General features: G+C 39.1%; 16 protein-coding genes, 1 tRNA gene and 1 pseudogene. 7 read left to right on the forward strand and 11 right to left on the reverse strand.

Features of this window, described 5'->3' with window-relative positions:
• Window positions 1–353 precede the first annotated feature (353 nt).
• From FKV42_RS11540 to FKV42_RS11550, 3 genes are all read left to right on the forward strand, one after another.
• Window positions 354–1,589 (forward strand): proteasome-activating nucleotidase, encoded by a 1,236-nt coding sequence (locus FKV42_RS11540; protein WP_154810445.1) that lies wholly within the window; start codon window positions 354–356, stop codon window positions 1,587–1,589.
• Between the two features lie 85 nt (window positions 1,590–1,674).
• Window positions 1,675–1,749: transfer RNA gene (locus FKV42_RS11545), tRNA-Glu, on the forward strand.
• Window positions 1,750–2,004: 255 nt separating this feature from the next.
• Window positions 2,005–2,412 (forward strand): DNA cytosine methyltransferase, encoded by a 408-nt coding sequence (locus FKV42_RS11550; protein WP_154810446.1) that lies wholly within the window; start codon window positions 2,005–2,007, stop codon window positions 2,410–2,412.
• 16 nt (window positions 2,413–2,428) lie between these two features.
• On the opposite strand, the gene FKV42_RS11555 is transcribed toward FKV42_RS11550, so the two are convergent.
• The 8 genes and pseudogenes from FKV42_RS11555 to FKV42_RS11590 form a co-directional block, all read right to left on the reverse strand.
• The gene (locus FKV42_RS11555; protein ID WP_154810447.1) at window positions 2,429–2,947 is read right to left on the reverse strand and encodes a hypothetical protein; all 519 of its coding nucleotides are present in this window, start codon (window positions 2,945–2,947) and stop codon (window positions 2,429–2,431) included.
• Complete coding sequence (locus FKV42_RS11560; RefSeq protein ID WP_154810448.1) at window positions 2,944–4,497, reverse strand: hybrid sensor histidine kinase/response regulator; 1,554 nt, start codon at window positions 4,495–4,497, stop codon at window positions 2,944–2,946. Before FKV42_RS11560 ends, FKV42_RS11555 begins: the two co-directional genes overlap by 4 nt.
• Window positions 4,494–4,787, reverse strand: a pseudogene (locus FKV42_RS11565) (response regulator); the annotation flags it as partial. The gene FKV42_RS11560 and the pseudogene FKV42_RS11565, both read right to left, overlap by 4 nt.
• Before the next feature lie 77 nt (window positions 4,788–4,864).
• Entirely contained in the window at window positions 4,865–5,767 is a 903-nt protein-coding gene (locus tag FKV42_RS11570; protein WP_196214127.1) for a sensor histidine kinase, read from the reverse strand.
• Window positions 5,727–7,073: a transporter substrate-binding domain-containing protein gene (locus FKV42_RS11575; RefSeq protein WP_154810450.1), complete on the reverse strand. Its 1,347-nt coding sequence runs from the start codon at window positions 7,071–7,073 to the stop codon at window positions 5,727–5,729. Before FKV42_RS11575 ends, FKV42_RS11570 begins: the two co-directional genes overlap by 41 nt.
• A gap of 153 nt (window positions 7,074–7,226) precedes the next feature.
• Window positions 7,227–7,934 (reverse strand): hypothetical protein, encoded by a 708-nt coding sequence (locus FKV42_RS11580; protein WP_154810451.1) that lies wholly within the window; start codon window positions 7,932–7,934, stop codon window positions 7,227–7,229.
• 209 nt (window positions 7,935–8,143) lie between these two features.
• On the reverse strand, window positions 8,144–8,341 hold the full coding sequence (locus FKV42_RS11585; RefSeq protein ID WP_154810452.1) for a hypothetical protein: 198 nt from the start codon (window positions 8,339–8,341) through the stop codon (window positions 8,144–8,146).
• Window positions 8,342–8,597: 256 nt separating this feature from the next.
• Entirely contained in the window at window positions 8,598–9,887 is a 1,290-nt protein-coding gene (locus tag FKV42_RS11590; protein ID WP_154810453.1) for an S-layer protein domain-containing protein, read from the reverse strand.
• A gap of 279 nt (window positions 9,888–10,166) precedes the next feature.
• On the opposite strand from FKV42_RS11590, the gene FKV42_RS11595 reads away from it, so the two are divergent.
• The 4 genes from FKV42_RS11595 to FKV42_RS11610 are packed head-to-tail and all read left to right on the forward strand — an operon-like array spanning window position 10,167 to window position 14,148.
• Window positions 10,167–11,348: an iron ABC transporter substrate-binding protein gene (locus FKV42_RS11595; RefSeq protein ID WP_154810454.1), complete on the forward strand. Its 1,182-nt coding sequence runs from the start codon at window positions 10,167–10,169 to the stop codon at window positions 11,346–11,348.
• 59 nt (window positions 11,349–11,407) lie between these two features.
• Window positions 11,408–12,499 (forward strand): FecCD family ABC transporter permease, encoded by a 1,092-nt coding sequence (locus FKV42_RS11600; protein ID WP_230375678.1) that lies wholly within the window; start codon window positions 11,408–11,410, stop codon window positions 12,497–12,499.
• Entirely contained in the window at window positions 12,496–13,248 is a 753-nt protein-coding gene (locus FKV42_RS11605) for an ABC transporter ATP-binding protein (RefSeq protein ID WP_154810455.1), read from the forward strand. The genes FKV42_RS11600 and FKV42_RS11605 overlap by 4 nt, the downstream gene beginning before the upstream one ends.
• Before the next feature lie 57 nt (window positions 13,249–13,305).
• Window positions 13,306–14,148: a class I SAM-dependent methyltransferase gene (locus tag FKV42_RS11610; RefSeq protein ID WP_154810456.1), complete on the forward strand. Its 843-nt coding sequence runs from the start codon at window positions 13,306–13,308 to the stop codon at window positions 14,146–14,148.
• A gap of 9 nt (window positions 14,149–14,157) precedes the next feature.
• Here FKV42_RS11610 and FKV42_RS11615 read toward each other — a convergent pair whose 3' ends face one another.
• Genes FKV42_RS11615 through FKV42_RS11625 form a run of 3 tightly spaced genes read right to left on the reverse strand, consistent with a single transcriptional unit; the run spans window position 14,158 to window position 16,366 of the window.
• Complete coding sequence (locus FKV42_RS11615; RefSeq protein WP_154810457.1) at window positions 14,158–14,670, reverse strand: shikimate kinase; 513 nt, start codon at window positions 14,668–14,670, stop codon at window positions 14,158–14,160.
• 46 nt (window positions 14,671–14,716) lie between these two features.
• A complete protein-coding gene (locus tag FKV42_RS11620; RefSeq protein ID WP_154810458.1) occupies window positions 14,717–16,078 on the reverse strand; it encodes a PFL family protein in 1,362 nt (453 codons plus the stop codon).
• 9 nt (window positions 16,079–16,087) lie between these two features.
• Complete coding sequence (locus tag FKV42_RS11625) at window positions 16,088–16,366, reverse strand: ACT domain-containing protein (RefSeq protein ID WP_154810459.1); 279 nt, start codon at window positions 16,364–16,366, stop codon at window positions 16,088–16,090.
• Between the last annotated feature and the right edge of the window lie 456 nt (window positions 16,367–16,822).

Genomic DNA, 16,822 nt, shown 5'->3' on the forward strand with positions numbered 1-16,822 from the left:
AAAATTAAAACACTTAATACAGACCGAAGATAAGTCACACAACTTATCTACACTACAACAACTGCAATGATAATAGATAAATATTTCGTTTTTTGTCGAATTAAGCAGTAATAATGTGTATTGGAAAAATAAACACTGATTTTAAGCTTGTTTTACCATAAAAAAAGCAATATTAATGCTTTTTCACCTAAATAAAAACATAAGAGAACACAAAAGCAGTTTTTTGTGAATCGTAAAAAAAAGGACGTTTTAGTTACATAGAGCACCGGTACAAAAATAAAGATGCTGCGAACAAAAGCAGAATGCATTGGTGCGGTCGCCTTTATATCCAATGATACCCATAGTAAGCCCCTATGTCAAATAGTAGTGCTGAATCACCAATTGACAATATTAGTTCAAAAATAAAGACTCAGATAGAGTCCAATTCTCTTGACGAAAATGATGTGGAGTCCCTACTCCATGAAATAGAATTACTCAAAGTCAATAACGAAAACATGCGGGCAAAGTTGCTTGAAGCAAGTATGCTGGCAAACAATTACCTTGAAGAAACAAGCAAGCTCAAAAGACAGATAGAGCAGCTCACAACCCCACCACTTTTCATCGCTACAGTCATGGAAGTTGACAACGGAACGGCACTTATCAGGCAGCATGGGAACAACCAGGAAGTTGTGACCAGAGTACCAGCCAACATTAATGTTGAGGCAGGTATGAGAGTTTGCGTCAATGCCGCATTCTCTATTATATCTATAATCTCCAGGGCTGCGGACGTACGCGCCCAGGTTATGGAGCTTATCAACTCCCCAGGAGTCGACTATGACATGATAGGCGGCCTGGATGATGTTCTGAAAGAGGTTATCGAATCTGTCGAGCTTCCACTTGTAGAGCCGGAACTCTTCGAGAAGATAGGAATTGAGCCTCCAACTGGTGTGCTGATGTACGGTGCGCCGGGAACGGGTAAGACTCTTATCGCAAAGGCGGTTGCCTCAAGAGCAAATGCCACATTCATCAGGATGTCAGGTTCTGACCTTGTGCAGAAGTTTGTCGGAGAGGGCGCACGCCTTGTAAAGGATGTGTTCCAGATGGCTCGCGACAAGTCCCCATCCATCCTTTTCATTGATGAGATAGATGCAGTGGGTGGCATGCGTACACACGACGGTACCACCGGTTCTGCTGAAGTAAACCGTACCATGCTTCAGCTTCTTGCTGAGATGGATGGTTTTGATGCAACCAGAAACGTGAAGGTCATTGCCGCAACCAACAGAATAGATCTTCTTGACCCTGCACTGCTTCGTCCGGGAAGATTTGACCGTGTTATTGAGGTTCCACTCCCTGATGAGAAAGGACGTCTTGAGATTTTCAAGATCCACAGCCGCAAGATGAACATGGCCGAGGATGTGGACTATGAGAAGCTTGCAAAGATGACAGATGGCCTCAGTGGTGCAGATATTAAGATTATCACAAAGGAAGCAGGAATGTTTGTCCTCAGAAGACGCGGAGAAAGCATCACAATGCAGGACCTTCTTGACGCATATGAGAAGGTAGTTTCCGAGGAAGAAGAACAGACCACTCCTTACAGTATGTTTGCATAAATCGCAAGCATACACCCCTTTTACCCAAACGAAAGATTAATATGCTTTGAGTGACTTTCAAAGGTGCTGACAAGCAAAGCAGATTGCTCCGATAGTGTAGCACGGCCAATCATGCAGGACTCTCACTCCTGCGACTGGGGTTCGAATCCCCATCGGAGCACTCAAAATTTTTTTATACTCCTAATTTTGATGTGCTTTTTTGTAGAGAGATTCAAATTAATCTATTCTTAGATTTTTATCTATCATTTAAGCACTACACCACTCATCCTTCATGTTGAGATATGATTTTAAGATCTCATTTGCGCTAATTAGTTATTTATACTATCCAGGAAATCATGTCTAAAAGTTAAATTAAAGTTGCAGCAGTCTCTTTATATTTAATTTAGATGATTATATAATATGGAGATTAGTTTAAATGAGTAAACCTCTTACATTCCTTGATTTATTCGCTGGTGCAGGCGGTTTGTCAGAAGGATTTATCAGGGCAGGTTACTCTCCAGTTGCACATGTTGAAATGGATGCTGCAGCTTGTTATACTTTAAAAACAAGGGCTGCGTATCACTGGCTTAAAAAACATGGCAAACTCGACATCTATAGCGATTATCTCTATGGAAAAATAAGCAGATCAGAATTGTATGATTCGGTTCCAGAATCATTGATAAGTTCAGTGATCAATTCAGAGATAAGTGAAGATTCTTTACCTTTTATCTTCTCTGAGATTGATGATATATTGGATGGAAAGTCTCTTGACCTCGTTATTGGCGGTCCGCCCTGCCAAGCTTATTCACTAGTAGGAAGATCACGTGATGAGAGAGGAATCTGAAAAAGAGACGACTGGTTTAGTTCCAGCCATAGACAGCTCTCCTTCCATTGTACTTGTCTACATCAACCAGATCTGCAAGCTCCATATGATGAAGCGATTCAAAAGGAATTGTTGAGCGCTGATTGCCTTTACTTAGAAGAATATCACCATCCGGACCTATGATGAAATATGATTCCAGCATATCTTCAACAGATTCAAAGACAGGTGAGGTACCATTTTTGAATACAATTCCATCGTTTATATTCTTGAAGATATCAAATTCTTCCTGGTTAAGAAGAAGATCCAATGCATCATCATTCTGGCCTTTCATATGAAGCATCTGGAAGACCTTCCACCTTTCCGGACACACGGATGATATGAACGGTTTCATATCTTCAGAGTAGTTCATCTTGGTGACTGTAGTGTTGATCTTTAACTTCATGCCATACTTGCGGACAAGTTCGCAAACTTTACGGACATGTTCCACATGATTTCCGTTCCCCCTCCCCAGCTCTTTTTCGATTAATTCATCCGCATCTCCCATATATTGCTTCATCTATCCACAAAACCCTGATCTTCAATTGTAAATGCAAAAGTACTTCCTGCTCCTTCTTCACTCTCAACATGGATAGTTCCGTTATGCAGTTCAACAAACCACTTTACCAGAGTGAGTCCCAGACCGGTGCCGCCATATGTTCTTGCATTTGATGAATCTGCCTGGATGAACGGGTCAAATATTTGTTTCAGCTTATGTTCAGGTATCCCTATTCCGGAATCAGATACAGAAACATGGAGCTTATCATCGTTCTTTTCTGCAGTAACTAAAACCTTACCATTATTAGGTGTAAATTTTATTGCATTGCTCAGAAGATTAGACATGACCAGTTTAAATTTCAGCCTGTCACCATAGATTTCATCCACCTGGATATCACTATCAAGTCGAAGATCAATATTTTTGCCTTGTGCCATTGGAGAGAATATTGCAAAAACATCATCTAATACTTCCATAATAGAGAAAATCTCACATTCAAGTTCCATTCTGCATGTTTCTAATTTAGAGACATTGAGAATATCATTTATAACTTCAAGAAGATGTTTGCCACTTTTTGCAATATGATTTGCATACCCAAGTTGTTTCTCATTGAGGTCCCCGGACATTCCTGTACACAAAACATCTGAAAATCCTATAATAGCAGTAAGAGGAGTACGCAATTCATGGCTCATATTATCGAGGAATTCCGATTTTGCCCTGCTAAGGGATTCTGCTTCTAATTTAGTATTCAACAGCTCCTTTTCAGCTTGTTTACGTTTAGTAACATCCCTGAATACCAGAGTATATCCTGTAGAATCCCCTCCTTCATTAATATTAACAGAAATAGTACCTTCCAGATAAATGACAGTCTTATCTTTCTTGATTAATCTGGTTTCAAAAACATTTTCAGAATTTGATTTTGCATTAATCACATGACGACTCATAAAATCAGGTAATTTTTTCCCGGATTCTATGTCACAACCCATTGCCTCTGAAACTTTATGATTATAATAAGTCACGTTAAGTTGAGGATCAACTACAACAACACAATCACACATATTTTCAAGTACAGCATTTAAGAAATTGGTAGTCTTTTCAAGTTCGCCGTATTTATCCTCAAGCTTCCTGACAACCCTTTCACTGTATTGTTTATAATATTCTTCATCAGTCCCAATGATTTTCTCTTCTGGCTTGATTAAACCAGCCGCATATTCATCAAGAACATTTTGTACCTCATGCAATAATTCATGTGGTTCAGCGGGTTTAACAATAAAACGTGAAGCACCGAGGGATGTTGCAAGCAAATGATCTTGCTCGCTCACATAATGTGCAGTATAAAATACAAAAGGAATATCTTTAGTATCAGGATTACTCTTTACTTCCTTTATCAGTGTGAAACCATCCATATTCGGCATCATAATATCTGATATAATTAAACCTGGCTTTGTATCTTTTAAAAACTCCAGCGCTTCATTGCCATCAGTCACCTCAAATGCTTCATAACCATTCGATACCAGTATTTTTGCAAGCAACTTTCTGGCATTTATATTATCATCAACTACAAGCACTTTCATGGTTGCATCCTTTCAATTATTTTTTCGATATCCGTCATTATTGTCAGGGGATTGATGGGTTTTTCGAAATAACCATTACACCCTGCATCTATGATCTTTTCACGATCCCCTGCCATCGCATAAGATGTGATAGCAATGATAGGAATTTTTTGCATTGATTCTATTTTACGTATACGTCTGGTAGTTTCAAGCCCATCTATATCAGGAAGCATAATGTCCATCAAAATCATATCTGGGTTTCCTGTGCCGGCTTTTTCAACTCCTTCCTCACCAGTTACAGCTCCAATAGTCTCATACCCATGCCTTTTTTAAACCATGTCTATCAGTTTCATGTTATTTGGATTATCTTCGACAACAAGAACTCTGCTCATATCAGTTCCACCTCATTTATTGGGATGTGTAAAGTGAATGTACTGCCTTCCCCGTATTTGCTGATTACATCAATACTTCCATTGAGGACTTCGCGCACAAGTTTTTCTGTGAGATACAGCCCCAAGCCAGTGCCAGATGTTGAATCAGTAAGATGAGATTCCAGTCTTATAAAAGGTATAAAGAGTTTAGATAAGTCATCTTCTTTAATGCCAATACCCGTATCAATGATAGAAATGTCAACATAATTGTCATTTAGTCTTACTTCAAGTGCAACACTGCCTTTTTCCGAGTATTTCACTGAATTTGAAAGCAGGTTTATAATGCACTGTAGCAAACGTCTGCGATCAGAATAAATAGTAATATCCGGGATATCTACATTTAGCTCAAGGCCTTTTTCTTCAGCATCCGCTTTAATGAGAGAGACTGCCTCATCTATTACTTCCCCCAGATTGAATTCCTCGTTGTAGACTTCCAGTTTTCCAGCTTCAATCTTTGATATGTCAATTACGTCATTTATAAGTGACAGAAGATGTTTTCCGGAGGAAAAGACGATCTGGAGTTGTTCTTTTTGCTCTGGGTTCAATTCCCCGGACCAACCTTCAAGAAGAACACTGGAAAATCCAATAATAGAATTAAGTGGCGTACGCAACTCATGAGATGTAGTGGCTATAAACATTGATTTCAGGCGATCAAGTTCCTGTAAACGGATGTTAGCTTTTTTGAGTTCTTCTGATGTATTATTAAGGTTCTCAACAATACTAACCAACTCCTGTTGACTGGCCTGGAGATCTGCCGTACGTTCTTCTACTATCTTTTCAAGATGGTCACGATATTCACGTAATTCATCCTCTGCTTTTTTACGTTTTGTTATTATTTCTGAAATATCCAATAACTCCATCAATTTTATCATCCTTATCGTATCTTGGAACATAGGTTCCTTCAAAGAACTCTGTATTGCCATCCTTAGAAGTTAAAGCAGATTCAAAATGCTGAGGTTTGCCTGTAGATAACACTTCTTCTTTGATTCTTGTAAGTTTGTCGGCTACTTCTTCAGACAAAAAAGAATAGTCTGACTTTCCAATCATTTCCTCTTCCGGCAGGCCAAGCGGAGAATTGACAACAAATAGATATTTAAGTTCTTTATCATGCATCACAATATAGTCAGGAGTATTAGATGCAATTATTTTGAATCGACTCTCGCTTTCCCTGAGTTTGCTTTCGGTATTCTTGTGTTTTTCGATTTCAGCTTCAAGATTCCGGTTAACCATTTTGAGATCTTCAGTTTTCCTATTTACCTGCCACTTAAATGTGATACTTACAAGAAAAAGAGCAACTATGACAAATACCGCAAATCCGAAAGTTGGAAGCACCCATCCAGGAATTATGACCTCCTGCTGATCATTTTCTGCTAATAGATATTTGTCGATTAAAGAATAATATTGTGAGTTTTTATCCTCCTTCATTTCATGGAGGTTTCTGTCAATTCCTTCTATAAGAATAGGATTTATTGTAGCATTCTTATGGAAAGCAAATCTTAGTTCTATAGGATTAAAAATAATATTTGTCCGTTCCACATCAAATTTATTTTTTTCACTCTCTGCGAAAAGTCTGTTCACAGCACCGGCATCAACTGATTTGGAATCAATAGAAACGAATACATCTTCATATGAATTAACTTCTACAAACGTGCAATTTATATCAAATTCTTCGGCAAGAGCCTTGATCCCCCTTTCTCCATCGGCATGAATACTACCATTCATCACCGCAACTGTTTTTCCATCAAGGTCAGTAAGGCTTGCAATCGTCCTACCAGGAATAGTATAAACAACACCCCAATTGTTGAACACCGTTTCATTATTGAAATCATATATTTCTGCCCGGTGTTCAGAATAAGCAACGTCAACCATGACATCGATATCTCCGGACTCCAGACGATCAAGACATGTATTCCAGTCCCCATAAACATATTCAATATTCCAGCTTTCGTTCTGAGCAACCAGTTCTATAATCTCGGGAAAAAAACCTTTCCAGTCTCCATTCTCATCTAAATAGACTTTTGGAGGATTATCATAAACACCTACCCTGATAGCCAAATCCTCATTTTGTAAAGAAGAAGCCATTGGAACCAGAATGATAATCAACAAAATGACCATTAGAACTGACCTTGAAATTGAGAAGAACTGGTCTTTATTTATGTTGGCCATTTCATTAAACTTCCCTTGAATGTAAAATAGTATATTACCAATTATTTTCCCGGCATTATCGAAAATATTACAAATAAAATTATATATTCTTCAATTGAAGATAATGACTTAAATAAATTTAGTACCGAATCTGCAAAATAAACTAGTCATTCATTATAGTTCTTTATATGTTACTTTTTCAGCATTCACCAATTTTCTGCCGGTGCAAAAATGCTGGAAACATGAAACATACTCATAAGGAGCCACAGTAACCGCAGGATAAGTCATTTCACCCAGGAGAGGATAATCAGCTTCATAATAAACTATCATCGTTGCATTAGTTACTTCAGCATCATCAGGAAATACTCTATTTCCATTTCCATCAAGTACACTTGGGCCATTTATCATTTGGATTTTAATTTCCGTATAAGGACGAGTATTCTGACATGATGATTCGGATTTTAATGCAGTGCTTTTTTCATTATTCATGTCCAGGAAAGGAGATTTATTTCCAGCTTCAATCTCGTCAATGTTTGAACTTATTTGATAGCTCATATTAAACTCAATATTTCCATCAATTTCAATAATACTATCATTACTCAAAAAGGATTCAGTGTAACTGGAATTGCTCCTATGTGAATGGTTTTCAGTTATTCCTGATTGAGAACTATTTGAAACGTTATAGAGCCTAAGATGGTAGATGAAACCTTGAAAAGTGCTTTCATTGATATAAACATCCATATCTTCTGAAAGTTCAGAACCATTCATAATTTCACTTTCAGTAGTTACAGTTGCAGAGACAACTCCGGAAAAGATTAAGATAAAAATAACTAATGCTGCAATCGAAGCTTTTTTCACGGATAGATTTTCACCTGAAAGCATATAGATCCCGGACACATTCATTCTATAAATTCAGAATATTGAATTTGAAATATACCGCATACACTGTAATAATATTTAATAATATGTAGAAAAACATAGAATGTTTTAGGAAATATTGAAAATTAACATATAAAGTATACAACAAGTTTTAATTGCATTTAAGAGCAAAACATACACCCTTAAACTGTAAAAAATAAAAAAAGATAATATTACCCTACATTCACAGCAACAAGGGAAAGTCCAAGTTCCTTTTCCAGTTTCTGGATCTCCTCAAGGCCTTCCTTTGTCAACTCAGCATTACTAATTTTGATACCTGAAAATGCAAGCAGAGTTACACCTGTTTTCTCTTCAAGTTCTGTAATGGCTTTCATCTGCTCATCTTTAAGTACTGAAAATCCCCATAGCATATTTCTTAATCTCCTGTATTACTCCTTGACCATTTTGGCCTAAATAATAAGAGAGACAATTGTATTTAGTATTTCTGATAATCGATGTAATTATTACCGGGGAGTATAGACATTGAACACAAATAATTAGCATACAAAATAATTATTACACAGAATAATTATTACAGAAAATAATAAGTACACATAAAATCAGTGAAAAATGAAAAGAAAACAGGACATTTTAGAAATATCCTGTTGCCTTAAATCATACTTTAGTTTAATTCCTTCTTACAAGAACTGCACAGAAAAATCCCAAAACTCCGAATACCAGCTCAAATCCTGGTGCACTGACAGAACTTTCAACATCCGGAACATCTTCTTCCAGATCCACCTCTGTGGTTTCCTCATTTATAGTACTGCTTACTGAACTGGATTCTTCTGTTACTTTGTCTTCACCCATATCAACTACAACAACTTCTTCTTCGACCGTTTCCGATTCTGCGGTTGGAACTGTGCTTTTTATTGTGCAGGTCTTCCAGAGAGTCATTTTCAGACAAGTTCCACTAGTATCTTCTGTTTTAAGGTAAAGTCCGCCATACAGATCTATTTTTTTATCAGCACTCAAGGTTACTGCTTTATTGCTGGAAAGTACAACAGCGTCATCGCCTGTATGAAGAACTGTACTTCCTGCAGCACCTGCGTAATTAGTGTCATTCATAAGAACAGGAACTTCAAACCCTTCAACATCAAAAATGCCATAGGTGTCATCGCTTTCAATAGTTGTAATATCCCCACGGAGGAATACATATTTGAAAACTGCAAAGTCTGTATCAGTGCCTCTGAAGACAGATTCAACAGTACAATAGAATACCGGATAATCATCACTGTCTTTGTAGAGATAGGTCTTTTCCATGTTGGTCAAATTCGCAGAGGAACTTATCACTCCACTATCAATTTCCTCACCATTATAGTTTAGATGTACCCAGACTTTTTCTCCCTCAACATCTACCTGGTCTATAACCAGTGTCCAGCCACCTGCAAGTTCCCACACCTCACCAGAGGCCAGGTTTTTCTTGTCATCACTTTCCAACATGATCTTAGCGATCTTGTCAGGCTTGCATCCCTGTGAAGGGTCTGAAGGATCTTCAGGCATTGCAACATACTTGGGACCGAAGAAACCCATAAGATAATATTTTTCAAGGTCAACATCATCGACCATGAATGTGCCACCATCATCTGAACCGGCTATCTTTGTCTTTTTCATCTGTGGTTTGCTTATGTAGTAAAGGTCACCTTCTTCAATGGTATCTCCAAGCTGAATTGTCTCAGAAGAGTTCACACTGTTGTGAAGATAAAGAAGTTCACTGGAAAGTCCAGGTTTTATCATATACAAAAACCCTGAAAAGGTATTTGCATCCCAATAGAAATCTCCTGTTGCTATTGAAGGATCTGTATTGTCATATACAGTACTTCGAATAGTGTAAGTTACATCATCTGCACTTACCGGAACAATGAGCATGGTCATTAGAACCGACAATATAAGCGTAATTTGTACTATTTTTTTCATATAATATATCTCCTGACAAGAAAATCAAACAATGCAACATTCATTTTTATTCCAAAGTTGACCCCCTAAAATAATAAACCGCAATAAACTGGTGTGCTGTTTATATTAATAAAGTTACAACAAATATGATTTTCTTTATATTTTGTGTTACGTGGATGGGATGACAAATACGGTTATGAGATAAAAAGTTGTCTATATGATATCGTATTAAAAAATAGTAATATTTTAATACTAACTTGTCATTACAGGTCAAAAAGTAAGAAATATGGTGGAAGCCTTATGACAAATATAAGATTCAAAACAACAATACTACTTGTAATGATACTTTGCATTTCAGCATTCGTATCAGGATGTACAGATAGTTCTACTTCACAGAGCATTACCAATCAGGAAGAAAGCACAACATCAACTGATACTGTAACAATTACCGATGCAATGGGCAGAGAAGTTGAAATACCTGACACTATTGAAAATGTAATCTGCTCTGGTGCCGGATCACTTCGTCTTCTGACATACCTTGAATCCGAAGACAAGATCATTGCAGTTGACAGTATCGAAGCCAGGGAAAACCTTTACGATGCAAGACCTTATGCACTTGCAAATCCACAATTTGCAACTGATTACACTGTTTTTGGTGAATTCAGGGGAAATGATGATCCTGAAAAGATACTGGCACTTGAACCTCAACCTGATGTGATTCTCAAAACCTACTCAGCATCCGGCTATGACCCTGTAGAACTTCAGGAAAAAACAGGAATCCCTGTAGTAGTAGTCAATTATGGAAACATGGTGGACAGCAGGGAAGACATGTATCAGGCACTCAGGATATACGGAGAAGTTATGGATAAGGAAGAACGTGCAGAAGAAGTTATTGAATTCTTTGATGAAACAATTGCAGACATTAACGAGCGAACCTCTGATGTATCAGATGACGAAAAAACATCATGTTATGTTGGCGGAATTGCAAGAGCAGGACCACACGGACTCCAATCCACCGAACCAACATATCCTCCATTCTTCTTCACCAATGCACTGAACGTAGCTTATGACGATATGGACCTGAGCACCGCTGAAGTTGCCAAGGAAAAGATAATCGAGTGGGATCCTGAAATCCTGTTTGTTGACCTTTCAACCATGCAATCAGAAGATGAGAACAGTGCCGTTTACCAGTTACAGAACGATGACTCATACCAGCAGCTTCAGGCTGTCAGTTCCGGAAACGTATACGGAATGCTTCCATACAACTGGTACACCCAGAACTTTGGATCAGTACTTGCAGATTCATACTACGCAGGAAAGTTACTCTATCCTGAAAATTTCGAAGACGTGGACATTGAGGACAAGACTGCTGAGATATACACATTCCTCGTATGTGACGGTGATGAAGAACTTGGGGAAGAAGTAGCTGACAAGATGATCAACGCCTTTGGAACTCCGGCATTTACCAGACTGGATGTATGAGTTTTCAGTGAAAGTGAAAAGATCAGCAAACTATGAAAAAAGCAGTCAAGGGTGAAAAAATGGTGAAAATGCTGAATAAATCAACAGGAAATGAAGGTGATATCAGCCGTCAATACAAGGAGCATACCAGCAGGAAATACACATACATTCTGTCAGGACTTGTGCTTCTCTTTGTGATGCTGATATTTTCAATATCAATAGGTTCTGTTGATATACCACCAATGGAAGTTGTGCAGACACTTACAGGACACACCGTTTCAGTCAGATGGGACAGCATCATATGGAACATACGCCTGCCCCAGGTACTCACTGCCATTGTTGCCGGAGCAGGACTTGCAGTGTCCGGCGTGGTCATGCAGTCAATACTCAGGAACCCCCTGGGTTCACCTTTCACCCTTGGCATCTCAAACGCTGCTGCCTTTGGCGCTGCTTTTGCAGTCATGGTTCTTGGAACAGGTTCCACCCATAGCACTGTGGGTGATGCAGTTGTCATCAGTAACCCATATACCACAACAGTCGTTGCATTTGCTTTTGCGCTTGCCGTAACAGCCATCATACTTGCATTTTCAAGATTTAGGGGAGTAACTCCAGAAGTGATGATACTTGTGGGTGTTGCAATGGGATCACTATTCTCAGCAGGCACGATGTTCCTCCAGTATTTTGCAGACGATGTGCAACTTGCATCAATGGTTTTCTGGACATTTGGTGACGTGTCAAGAGCAAGCTGGAGTGAACTGGCACTTATAACTGGCATCACACTATGCACTGTAATCTATTTCCTGCTGGAACGATGGAAATACAACGCCATTGATGCAGGAGATGAAACTGCAAAAGGACTGGGAGTAAACGTGGAAAAAGTACGTTTGCGGGGGATGATGTGTGCATCTCTTGTGACAGCCATCATAGTTGCATTTCTCGGAGTCATCGGTTTTGTCGGACTTATCTGCCCGCACATGGCTCGCAGAATAATAGGTGATGATCATCGTTTTCTGATAATAGGCAGCATGATTATGGGCTCTCTGCTTTTGCTCTGCGCTGACACGGCTGCAAGAGTTTTGATAGACCCATACCAGTTGCCTGTTGCAGTGCTTACATCATTTTTGGGCGCACCCACATTCATTTACCTGATACTGGGAGGAAGAAGAATATGATTCTAGAAGTAGACGGAGTGGAGTTTCAGTACAAAAGCAAGGAAGTACTGAAGAATATTAAATTTGAACTTAAGAGGAATGAAATACTTTCAATCCTCGGGCCTAATGGTGTGGGGAAAACCACACTTCTCAAATGTATGAACGCGATCCTCAAGCCAAAAAGAGGAACTGTACTTATTGAAGACGAGGATGTCCTCAAACTGGAACAGATAGAAATTGCCAGAAGACTAGGTTATGTCCCACAGCGCTGCGAACCTGCAAGACTCACAGCCTTTGACGCGATCCTGCTTGGAAGAATGCCACATATCAAATGGAACATTACAACAGAAGATGTAATGATAGTAGAAGATACTATCAAAAAACTAAGCCTTGAAGACATGGCACTGCGTTACATCGATGAAATGAGTGGAGGAGAACTTCAGAAAATCGGCATTGCAAGAGCAATTGCACAGAATCCTAAACTTCTGTTGCTGGATGAACCCACAAGCAGCCTTGACCTGAAGAACCAGCTTGAGATACTTGATACTGTAAGAGAGGTTGTAAGAAAAGAAAATGTCTCAGCAATTATGACGATGCATGATCTGAATCTGGCTTTCAGGTACTCCGACAAGTTCCTGTTCCTGAAGAATGGAACCATATTTGCTGCAGGAAGTATGGAAGATATAACACCTGACATTATCAGGGAAGTCTATGGCGTTCCAGTAACAATAGAGAACTATCAGGATATTTCAGTTGTTATACCGGTTTGACATCACATTTAACGATTAAATAACAGAACCTGTCAAAAACAAAAGAAGAGGATAAAAATGGTTATTGATGTGGATTGGAGCGATGTCTGGATAGAACAAATGAAAAAACATCTGGAATGCGGGAACAAGAAAGAGTGTGCTTCAATATGGGAAGAAAAAGAAAGCGCCAAACAGTTCTGGGAAATGTCACTAAGAAACAACCAGCAAAGAGCACGCGATGTCATCAGTGGTCTTAATATCACTCCTGAATCCAGAGTTCTTGACATTGGTGCCGGGCCCGGAACACTTGCAATCCCTATTTCGGAAAAAGTGAAACATGTTACTGCTGTTGAGCCTTCAAACGGCATGATAGAAGTTCTGGAAGACAACATGGCAGATTATAGCAGGGGCAATATCAGCATTATCAGAAAGAAATGGGAAGACATCGATATTGAAAAAGACCTTGATGGACCATATGATGTAATAATTGCATCATTCTCACTGGGAATGCCGGATATACGCAAGGCTATCGAGGACATGCTTGCAGTGGCTTCAGGATACATCTATCTCTATTGGTTTGCCGGAAACACATCATGGGATGAACATTCAATTGAGATATGGCCTAAATTACATGGTACTGAGTATTATATCACACCAAAGTGCGATGTTCTTTACAATGTACTCTACCAAATGGGAATTTATCCCAATATGGAGACATTCACACTTGGAAGAACTGAGACATATGCAACACTTGATGAAGCAGTTGATAACCTTTCAAGCCATTTTTCACTTAAAAATAATGATCAAAAGAAGATACTGGAACAATATCTGGAAAAGAAACTCAAAAAAGAAAATGGAAATTACATTTATGATGCCCGATCGAGGCGCGTGAAAATATGGTGGAACATTCTGGATAACTGAGATAGTTCATCAGGACTCTGACTCAGGCATAACTTCACTCATTATCTTTTTTGCAACGTTCATCACTTTATCGTTCCTGGAAACGGTTATAGTGTGGTCAGCGAAAGACGTGTAAAGCCCTGTCCTCTCTTCATAAAGACCGCGAAGGCCTTTTTCTCTTAGACCCACAACTCCACGGGTTGCAAGATTTGACAGACGGTAAACAATTGTTCCAAAAGGAACATCCAGATAAACAATAACTGAGTGCTCTTTCAGGAATTTCATTGCTTTTTCCGAGTAGACGACACTTCCACCCGTGGCAATGATACAATTATCATTCAACTTCATGTTGATGATACTTTGCTCCTCGGCTTCCAGCAAGGCCAGATCCCCAAAATCATTAACTATATCCTGGAGATCTTTCCCTGAATCATCAATAACCAATTTATCCGTGTCGATGAACTCATAACCAAGCAAAGAAGCAAGTTTCTGTCCTGCAGAACTTTTACCTGCACCCGGCATGCCAATGAGAGTTATTATCATTTGATCATTCCATTTCTTTTTATTAAGAAATAACGGGCGATTAGTATTAGTTGGTCAGTGATTGTATTGGCGCAGGAATGCGGCCACCTCTGGAAATGAACTGTTCGGAACTGAAATTGTGCACTGGCATTACCGGTGCACTTCCAAGCAGACCTCCGAATTCTATCATATCGCCAACCTTTGTGCCTGGAGCCGGTATAACCCTTACAGCAGTTGTTTTCCTGTTAATCATACCGATAGCCATTTCATCGGCGATTATAGCGGATATGGTAGAAGATGAAGTGTCTCCCGGAACTGCTATCATGTCAAGACCAACAGAACACACACTTGTCATGGCCTCCAGTTTGTCCAATGAAAGAGAGCCTCGCTGAACAGCTCTGATCATTCCTTCATCCTCACTGACAGGTATGAAAGCACCGCTAAGACCTCCGACCGATGAAGATGCCATTGACCCACCTTTCTTGACAGCATCATTTAAGAGTGCAAGTGCGGCAGTTGTACCATGTGTACCGCAGCTTTCCAGGCCCATTGCCTCAAGGATTGCGGCAACACTGTCACCTATAGCAGGAGTAGGGGCAAGAGAAAGATCAAGCACACCAAACTGGACATTGAACCTGCTGGCAGCTTCACGTCCTACCATCTCGCCCATTCTGGTAATCTTGAAAGCTGTCTTTTTGATACACTCTGAAATGTCACCCAATGTAGGGTCTTTAAGAGCACGTACTGCTGAATTAACAACCCCCGGACCACTCACACCAACATTGATAACACAATCCGGCTCACCAACGCCATGGAAAGCACCCGCCATGAATGGATTATCTTCCGGTGCATTAGCAAATACAACAAGTTTGGCGCAACCTATTCCAGCATTGTCCTTTGTCAGCTCCGCAGTTTCTTTGACAATTTTTCCCATCAGGGAAACAGCATCCATATTGATGCCTGCTTTAGTGGTTGCCACATTAACTGAAGAACATACCTTATTAGTAGTCGCAAGAGCACGAGGAATTGAATTAATAAGATTAAGGTCGCCAGGAGTCATGCCTTTCTGGACAAGTGCACTAAAACCTCCGATGAAATCAACGCCTGCATCTTCAGCTGCCCTGTCAAGAGTTTGGGCAACTGATGTGAAGTCTGTGGCATCACAGCTTTCTGCAACTATGGCTATCGGAGTTACGGAAATACGCTTGTTAATTATAGGAATTCCGTAAAGGTTCTGGATTTCATTGGTGACCTTTACCAGATCTTTTGCATAATACATTATCCGATTGTAAACATTCTCGTTGAATGTATCTATATCAGGATGACTGCAGCCGCGAAGGCTTATACCCATGGTGACTGTCCTTATGTCAAGGTTCTCGCTACTCACCATTTTTATTGTTTCAAGTATCTCTTCGGGATGAATGAGCATGCTGGCACCTCAGATCCTGTGCATAAAACGGAAAGCATCTTCATGCTGTACCTTAACTTCCACACCAAGAACAGTACCTTTTTCTGACATTGCCTGATGGAAAGCTGACAGGTCGAAGTTCTCTTCTGTGGTTTGCGCTAGCATAATCATGGTGAACAGATCATCCATAATAGTCTGGCTGATATCAACTATATTAACGTTGTATTGCGCCATAGTCTGCGTGATTCCCGCAACGATACCAACTTTATCAACACCAATAACAGTAATTATAAAACGACTGGATGACATGAATTTTCCTTCTATATATGGTTTTTTAAATGAGATTTATAGTGATTTAATAACTATAAAGTAGCATAATAGATGAAATGCTATTTTGACTTTGCCAATGAAAAATCATTGCAAAAATGATATTTTAATATTGTTTCAATGAAAAAGTATATTTGCCAGTGACGAACTTCTCTTAAAGGAATATAAATAAGCAAAATCATTCTGAGCGCTTTGCCGGTTTCATATAACCAAAAATCAGGCACAAATATGATTAATGGAAAAATATGAGCGATACAATCACATTAAATTCTAGCAAAGAATATATTTATGTAAATATATAATATGTGCTGTAATAGTTAGATTCTCATTAAAATAGCGTTTGAGAATATAACAAAGTTTATATACAATTTTCATTATGATTATTATGATGATGGTTTGAACGACTAAGTTCATCAGATGATTCAAACAATCAGGAGA

Source organism: Methanolobus vulcani (assembly GCF_006546655.1).
GTDB classification, from domain to species: Archaea; Halobacteriota; Methanosarcinia; order Methanosarcinales; family Methanosarcinaceae; genus Methanolobus; species Methanolobus vulcani_A.